Annotated in this window: 4 protein-coding genes and 2 pseudogenes; 3 read left to right on the top strand and 3 right to left on the bottom strand. The window is 62.0% G+C overall.

Annotated features, from left to right (window positions below; translation table 11 throughout):
- Together SMC5_RS06990 and clpB are read right to left on the bottom strand one after the other, a co-directional pair.
- Window positions 1–531: pseudogene (locus tag SMC5_RS06990) on the bottom strand (excinuclease ABC subunit UvrA); the annotation flags it as partial.
- A 105-nt stretch (window positions 532–636) separates the two neighbouring features.
- The gene (gene clpB, locus SMC5_RS06985; protein ID WP_119120137.1) at window positions 637–3,249 is read right to left on the bottom strand and encodes an ATP-dependent chaperone ClpB; all 2,613 of its coding nucleotides are present in this window, start codon (window positions 3,247–3,249) and stop codon (window positions 637–639) included.
- Between the two features lie 258 nt (window positions 3,250–3,507).
- On the opposite strand from clpB, the pseudogene SMC5_RS11710 reads away from it, so the two are divergent.
- From SMC5_RS11710 to SMC5_RS11290, 3 genes and pseudogenes are all read left to right on the top strand, one after another.
- Window positions 3,508–3,816, top strand: a pseudogene (locus SMC5_RS11710) (pseudouridine-5'-phosphate glycosidase); the annotation flags it as partial.
- A gap of 121 nt (window positions 3,817–3,937) precedes the next feature.
- A complete protein-coding gene (locus SMC5_RS11295; RefSeq protein ID WP_407079764.1) occupies window positions 3,938–4,450 on the top strand; it encodes a pseudouridine-5'-phosphate glycosidase in 513 nt (170 codons plus the stop codon).
- A gap of 11 nt (window positions 4,451–4,461) precedes the next feature.
- Complete coding sequence (locus SMC5_RS11290; protein ID WP_119120136.1) at window positions 4,462–5,367, top strand: carbohydrate kinase family protein; 906 nt, start codon at window positions 4,462–4,464, stop codon at window positions 5,365–5,367.
- Here the strand turns inward: SMC5_RS11290 and SMC5_RS06970 are convergent.
- A partial coding sequence (locus SMC5_RS06970; protein ID WP_165849007.1) for a DMT family transporter occupies window positions 5,355–6,341 on the bottom strand: 987 nt, incomplete at its 5' end. The two genes, SMC5_RS11290 and SMC5_RS06970, sit on opposite strands and share 13 nt — an antisense overlap.

Below are 6,341 nucleotides of genomic sequence, written 5' to 3'. Positions count from 1 at the left end.
CTCGAACCCCTTGCGCTGGACGTCCTCGATGAGCTTGCGGTACTCGCCCTTGCGCCCCTCCACCGCAGGCGCCAGCAGTGCGACGGTACGCCCCTTGTACTCCGCCAGCACGTGCTCGACGATCTCCTGGGGCGACTGCTTCGTGATCGGGATATTGTGATTGGGACAATATGGAACGCCGGCGCGCGCGAACAGCAGGCGCAGGTAATCATAGATCTCGGTCAGCGTGCCGACCGTCGACCGGGGGTTCTTGCTGGCCGACTTCTGGTCGATGGCGATGGCGGGGGATAGCCCCTCAATGAGGTCGACGTCCGGTTTCTGCATCAGGCCGATGAATTGCCGGGCATAGGCAGAGAGCGACTCGACATACCGGCGCTGCCCCTCGGCGTACAGGGTGTCGAACGCCAGCGAGGACTTGCCCGAGCCGGAGACGCCCGTGATGACAATGATCTTGTTGCGCGGGAGACGCACGCTCACGTCTTTCAGGTTGTGGACGCGCGCGCCCTTGATAAAAATGCTTTCTTCAGCCATTCATCGACCTCTCATTTCGAATTGTGAATCCCATTGTACCAGGTACATTGGGCTCGAATTGTGAATCCCATTGTACCAGGTACATTGGGCATTCACATTTGAAGGTTACTGCTTGCGGAAGACAACACGGTCCATTTCGTAGTCGGCCAGGACCTTGTCGCCGGGCTTAACCTCGCCGGACAGCAGGGCGTCGGCCAGGCGGTCTTCGAGGACCTTCTGGACAGTCCTCTTCAGCGGCCGCGCTCCGTAGACCGGGTCGTAGCCAATGGTCACGAGATGTCTGCGCAAGTCGTCGGACACGGTCAACTCGATGTCACGCTCACGCACCTTGGCCACCGTCCGTTCAATGACGAGACTCAGGATCTCCGTCAGTTCGCTCTGTCCCAGCGGGTTGAAAACGACCACCTCGTCCACCCGGTTCAGGAACTCCGGACGGAACACCGTCTTCATGTGCTCCAGCACCACGGTGGTGACGCGCGAGTATTCCTCTTCGTATGCGAGCGTTCCGGGCGTTGCCTCGATGCGGCTGATGATGTCACTGCCGATGTTGCTGGTCATGATGATGACCGTGTTGCGGAAGTTGACGGTCCGGCCTTTGCCGTCCGTCAGGCGCCCGTCGTCCAGGACCTGCAGCAGAATGTCGAACACGTCGGAGTTGGCCTTCTCGATCTCGTCGAGCAGGACGACCGAGTATGGATGCCGGCGTACGGCCTCCGTCAACTGCCCGCCCTCTTCATAGCCTACGTAGCCGGGAGGCGCACCAACGAGGCGGCTGACGCTGAATTTCTCCATGTATTCGCTCATGTCGATGCGAACCATGCGGTTCTCGTCGTCGAACATCACCTCCGCCAGGGCCTTGGATAACTCAGTCTTGCCCACGCCCGTGGGGCCGAGGAAGATGAAGCTGCCGATGGGTCGGTTAGGGTCCGACATGCCTGCGCGCGACCGCTTGATGGCCGAGGCGACGGCATGGATTGCCTGCTCCTGGCCAATGACGCGCTTCGCAAGACGTTCCTCGAGGTTGACCAGCTTGGCCACCTCCGTCTCCATCATGCGGGACACGGGGATGCCGGTCCAGCGGCTGACGACCTGCGCGATCTCCTCTTCGGTCACCGACTGCTTGAGTTCGACTTCGCCCTTCTCCTGCGACTCGAGCTGGTCGTGCTGTGCCTCGACCTTCTTCTCCAGTTCGGGAATCACGCCGTACTTGAGTTGCGCCGCGGTCTCGAGGTCTCCCTCACGCGTCGCCTTCGTGAATGCGACTTTCTTCTCCTCGAGCTCCTTGCCGAGCCGTGCGGCTTCCTCGATGACATCCTTCTGCTTGCGCCAGGACAGCTTCAGCCGGTCCGCCTTCTCCTTCAGTTGCGCGATCTCCGCCTGGACATCGCCCAGGCGCTTTCTGGACTTGTCGTCGGTCTCGGCAACCAGCGACTTGCGTTCCATCTCCAGGATGATCAGTCTGCGGTCCAGTTCGTCGATCTCGACGGGCATGCTCTCGAGCTGCATCTTGACCATCGACGCCGCCTCGTCCATGAGGTCGATCGCCTTGTCGGGCAGGAAACGGTCGGTGATATAACGCGCCGACAGCTTGGCCGCCATGACCAGGGCCCCGTCTGCGATGCGCACGCCGTGGTGCGTCTCATACCGTTCCTTGAGGCCGCGCAGGATAGCGATCGTATCCTCGACCGACGGCTCGCCGACCATGACCGGCTGGAACCGCCGCTGAAGCGCAGCATCCTTTTCGATGATCTTGCGATACTCGTCGACCGTCGTCGCGCCGATCGTCCGCAGCTCACCCCTCGCGAGCGCCGGCTTCAGCATGTTGGAGGCATCCATAGCTCCCTCGGCCGCGCCTGCGCCAACGACGGTGTGCAATTCGTCGATGAACATGATGATGCGGCCGTTGCTCGCCGTGACGGCCTTGAGCACGGACTTTAGCCGGTCCTCGAACTCGCCGCGGAACTTGGCCCCCGCGATCATCGAACCCAGGTCGAGCGCGAAGATGATCTTGTCCTTGAGCTCCTCGGGGACGTCGCGCGCCACGATACGCTGCGCAAGCCCTTCGACGACGGCCGTCTTGCCGACGCCGGCATCACCGATGAGCACCGGGTTGTTCTTGGTCCGGCGCATGAGGATCTGCATGACGCGCCGGATCTCCTCGTCGCGGCCAATGACCGGGTCCAGCTTGCCCTGTCGCGCCTGCTCCGTCAGGTCGCGGCCGTATTTCTTGAGTGCGTCGTACTTGTCTTCGGGCTCCTGGTCCGTCACGCGTTCCGTGCCGCGCACCTTCACCAGCGCGCTCAGGATTCCTTGCTTGGTAACACCGGCCTGCTTCAGCAATGGCCCACATGAGCGGCTGTTCTCGGCCAGCGCGATAAGCAGGTGCTCGACGCTGATGTATTCGTCCTTGAGCGCCGTCATCTCCTCCTCGGCCTTGCGGATGACCACGTTCAGGTCGTCTGAGATGACCAGCTGGCCGACGGGGACGCTGCCCGAAACCCTGGGAAGCCGTTCGATCTCCTGTTCGACCTGTGATGCCAGCGCGGGGGCGGCAACGTTGAGATATGGGAAGAGGGAAGCCGCAAGGCCCTCCTTCTGATCGAGAATGGCTCGGAGCAGATGTAATGAATCGGTGGCCTGGTTGCCGTGGCCTTCGCTGAACCGCGCCGCCTGCTGCAATGCTTCAGCTGACTTTGTCGTAAACTTGTCGAGTGTCATATCGTCCGCCTCTGAGGCGTCCACCTCCCAATGAGTGAGTCTTGAACTGCTCTCAGTATATGGTGGGCTTGAACAAATACCAAGCACCCATATGATGAAAAAGCATTGCCGTGTTAGGAGCACGGAGCTTGTCCAGGACTGACAGAGAGGAGAGTTTCTGACTTTGCGGATGTCTGCGGGATCGTCGCGCCGGATCACAGTTCGATCCGGTCGTCGTGGAAGCCTTTCTGGCCACAACACACTTCGGAGGAGTCCATCATGGTGAGAAGAGCACAGCGCAGCGAGAATGACCAGCTGACCGGCCTCAAGACCGGCAGCAGCGTCACCAAAGGGTTTGCCGAGGGAGTCAGGCGCGGCGAGACCCATCCCGAGGAGTTCGTTATCGCCGAAGAAGTCCAGGAAGCTCTCCGCAAGGGAACACCCGTCGTTGCTCTCGAGTCTGCCATCATCACTCATGGGATGCCATACCCGATCAACCTCGAGCTGGCACAGGAGCTCGAAGGCATCGTCCGCAAGGGTGGAGCCATCCCCGCCACGACTGCCCTGGTCTCGGGCAAGATCCGCGTGGGCCTCTCCAAGTCTGAACTCGAGATGCTCGCCCGGGCCAAGTGGGTCAAGAAGATCGGACCNNGACGCCGCAGGCATTCGCGTCTTTGTCACCGGTGGCATCGGGGGCGTGCACCGCGGCGTGAGCGAGGTCCTCGACATCTCACAGGACCTGCCCGTGATCGGACGAGCTCGCTGCATCACCGTGTGCGCGGGCGCCAAGTCTATCCTCGACCTGCGGAACACCCTGGAATACCTCGAGACGATGTCCGTCCTCGTCCTGGGCTACCAGACCGACACCCTGCCCGCCTTCTACGTGCGCGACTCCGGCATCCCGATCGAGTACCGTGTCGACAGCGCATCGGACATCGCAGCCATCGTGGAGGCACGCGACCGCCTGAACCTCGACACTGGGATCCTCGTCACGAACCCGATCGCCGAGACAGACCAGGTCGACCCGGCAAAGCACGAGAAGGTGCTGCAGGCAGCGCTCAAAAAGGCTGCGGAAGAGCAGGTCGAAGGCAAAGCGATGACGCCCTACATCCTGGCCTACATGCAGAAGAACCTGCCCGGTGTTATCGAGGCAAACATCGCCCTCATCAAGAGCAACGTCGCGCTGGGGACACAGATCGCCACCCTGTTGAAGCACACCTGATCACCAGTCTCATGTTCTTCGTCACAGGCGACCTCAACATCGACGCCACAACGGTGGCGCCCATCCTGTCACCTTCCGGAAAGGAAGCACAGGCAGATATTATGCTGTCCTGCGGAGGGCAAGGAGGGAATGTCGCCTTCTTCCTGCGATGCCTGGGCCGGCCGGTGCAACTGTTCGGGACCTTAGGAACCGACGTAGCAGGAGACCTGTACGTGTCCCACGTGACGCGCCTCGGCATCGCGTACGCTGGGGACCGCGTCGACACCCCGACGGGCATGGTCAGCGTCGTCCAGGAGGCGGGCTCATACCACATGTACCGTCAGCGGGGCGCCAACGCAGCGGTGGATCCAGCAGCATTCACACGCTTCGTGCGCAGTGCCTGCAAAGCCACTGGAGACTTCCTGTTCGTCTCGGGGTACAGCCTGCTTGAAGAGGGTTGCCGGATGGCACTCGGGACAGTGCTGACAAGTTCGGCTCTCGCACGACCGGTCGTCGTCATGGATCCCGCCAGCATCGACGCCATGAGCTCCATAGGCCGTGACGCAGTCCTTGCAGCTGCACGATTGTGCGATTACCTGCTGCCCAACGAAGAGGAAGCCTGCTGGCTCGCGCAAGAGGCAGATGCCCGGGAGACAGTCAGGATACTCCACCGATCGACCGGGGCAACCATCGTGGTCAAGCTCGGCGCACGAGGCGCCCTGCTGTGCAGCGACGAAACCATCATCATGGAGCCTGGCATCGCGCTCACACCCGTCGACGTGACGGGGGCCGGAGACTCCTTCGCAGCCGCCTTCCTGTCTGCGCTTGCCTCGAAGTCGGATCCCGCGATTGCGCTGACAGCCGCCGTGCGCTTCAGCGGCACCAAGGTGCACCTCCAGGGAACACAACCCGAAGAGCTGCTGGGCTACACTGGCTGACCCTCAGCGCTCGCCGGTCCTGCTGCACCAGAGCGGCGGCTGGAAATGATCCCCAGAGCCAACCCGGCCAGAATAACAGCGCCTCCCACAAGCTCGGCCGGACCCGGCCTGTCACCCAGCACCAGAAACGCCAGCAGGCTGCCCAGAATAGGCTCCCACAACAACATCAGGGCCACGAACTGCGACTGAAACGACTTGAGTGAAGCATTGATGAGGCCGTGGCCAACGGTCTGGCCCAGGATGGCGGTTACTGCGAGCCACAGGAACGACGTACCCGACAGTGGCAGGAGAGGCCTTCCGGCTACCACGCACGCGATGCCCGTCAGGACAGCGGCCCAGCCGAACGCGCCCACATTGTAGGAGAGGGGATCCATCTCCCGGGACGCTCTGCGCCCGACAATAAGGTACAGCGACGCCGCCAGGGCCCCGCCCAGGGCAAGCAGGTTTCCGAGGTTGGCGCCCGTGCCGGACCACAGTCCAATAAACACGCCGCCCGCGGTCACGACCCCGACAGCCACCCATAGCAGCGGGCTGGTATGTTCCCGAAACAGGACGAGGTCCAACACAGCCACAAACAGCGGGCTCATCGTTACGAAGACCAGCGAGGACAACACCGAGGTCATCGACAGCGACGTCACCCACAGGGCAAAGTGCACAGCCAGGAGCGCACCCGCCAGCATTGTAACAGGGGACAGACGTAGTCGTTGTAACAGTGTTACACTTCGGGACACAACCACCCCTCGTCTTGAACAGAAAGGCTCGGGGGGTCCCGTTTCTGTAACACTGTTACACTTCGGGACAGGTCTATTACCGGCGAGCGTGTTACCCCTCCGCCACATCTGCAACGGAAGGAGCAGCAACGTCGACAGCGCCAACCGCCAGAACGTCGTCACAAGAGGATCGGTGCCCGCCAGCTTCATGTACGTCGACGTCCCCGACACGCCCAGGACTGCCAGAACCAGCCCTGCCCAGGC

The organism is Candidatus Cryosericum odellii, from assembly GCF_003570935.1.
Classification (GTDB): Bacteria; Caldisericota; Caldisericia; order Cryosericales; family Cryosericaceae; genus Cryosericum; species Cryosericum odellii.
The sequence above is the reverse complement of the archived record's forward strand: the minus strand, read 5'-3'. Positions and strand labels throughout refer to the sequence as shown.

Bases quoted from the DNA above. Each gene is read 5' to 3' on its own strand.
- clpB (WP_119120137.1), bottom strand. From the start codon at position 3,249: ATGACACTCGACAAGTTTACGACAAAGTCAGCTGAAGCATTGCAGCAG.
- SMC5_RS11290 (WP_119120136.1), top strand. From the start codon at position 4,462: ATGTTCTTCGTCACAGGCGACCTCAACATCGACGCCACAACGGTGGCG.